Below are 1,509 nucleotides of genomic sequence, written 5' to 3' on the forward strand. Positions count from 1 at the left end.
ATGCCTTCGACGAGCCCGACCACGATTTCGACGTTAGCCCCGAGGATGCCACCGCCGCCTGGTTCGGCCCGTGGCAGCAACCGCCCAGCGCACTGAAACCTGTCTTCATGCAACCGGTTTCGGCCAATTTCGCCGACCCGTACGACGACCCGGTGACCGCCGAGACCTCGGCGGTGCAGCTCGACGAGTACGCCGAAACCCAGCAGTCGACCGCCCCCGCGCAGCCCGCCGCACCGACCACGTCATCGGGAAAGACGCCGCCGCCGCGCCTGTCCTCGCCGAACACCCGCCAGGTGACGGAGACGGTCCTGCCGGCCGAGCCCACCACCAACGGCAACTCGGCCGCTGCCCCCGAGCCCACCCCGGCGACGGCCGAACCGACTCCGGCACCGGTCGCCGCGGCCGAACCTGTCGCGGCACCCGTAGCGACGGCCGAGCCCACCCCGGAGCCCGCCCAGCCCCCGGCCACCCGCCCCGAGAAGGCTCCCTCGGTGGGCACCAGCTCTCGTCGGCGCCGCCGCGCCGAAACCGAGGGCACCGCCCGGCTGTCGGTGGCAGATATCATGGCCAACCTCGAATCGGAGTCCACCGGCTCCGCCTCTCCGCGTACCTAGCTGGTCGCAACACCGACAACAGCCGGCTCGCCCACCGGCAAACCCTCGGCCGCGTCCCCCTGTCACCACGCACCTGGGTCTGGCCTGAATACACGGAGTGGCGGACCAGGTGAGCGCTAGATCACGGTGGGGCGTGTGGCGGTCCTCGAGTAACTCCCTCTATTCTCGAAGCGAACGTCTGGTACCCGCACCGCGGGACTGGAACGCAAATCGAGAGGACAACGTTGACCTCGAGAAGTGTCAACCCTGATGGCGCAAACACGAGTGGCGACTCCGTGCCCGCACGAATGGATCCAGCGCCCGCACGACTGACGGTAGGAATCGTCTCGGCGGGACGAGTGGGTTCCGCACTCGGCGTAGCGCTCGAGCGAGCCGGCCACGTGGTCTTCGGTGTCGCCGCGATCTCCGACGCCTCGGTGCACCGCGCCCGTACTCGGCTGCCCGAAGCCCAGGTGCTGCCGATCGAACAGATCGCCCAGCGCAGTGAACTGCTCCTGCTCGCCGTGCCCGACGCCGAACTGGCCGGGCTGGTCCGCGGCCTCGCCGGTGCGAACGTGGTCCGCCCCGGCACCATCGTCGTGCACACCTCCGGCGCGAACGGCGTCGGGATTCTCGAACCGCTGACGAAGCAGGGTGCGCTCGGCCTCGCGATCCACCCCGCCATGACCTTCACCGGCCACGACGAGGACATCGCCCGGCTCGCCAATGCCTGTTTCGGCGTCACCGCCGCCGACGAGGTCGGGTACGCCATCGCGCAGGCGCTGGTGATCGAGATGGGTGGCGAACCGGTTCGCGTCGAGGAAGACCAGCGTTCGCTCTATCACGCGGCCCTCGCCCACGGCAGCAATCACCTGGTCACGGTGATCGTCGACGCCGTCGCGGCCCTGCGCGAATC

1 protein-coding gene and 1 pseudogene are annotated in these 1,509 nt (G+C 69.7%); both read left to right on the forward strand.

Translation table 11 applies throughout. From position 1 onward, the window contains the following. Window positions 1–614: pseudogene (locus ACFWF3_RS35665) on the forward strand (hypothetical protein); the annotation flags it as partial. Window positions 615–901: 287 nt separating this feature from the next. Next, window positions 902–1,509: Rossmann-like and DUF2520 domain-containing protein (locus ACFWF3_RS35670; RefSeq protein WP_379318549.1), on the forward strand; the 608-nt coding region annotated here is incomplete at its 3' end.

The organism is Nocardia sp. NPDC060220 (genome assembly GCF_042727815.1).
In the GTDB taxonomy this organism is placed as follows: Bacteria; Actinomycetota; Actinomycetes; order Mycobacteriales; family Mycobacteriaceae; genus Nocardia.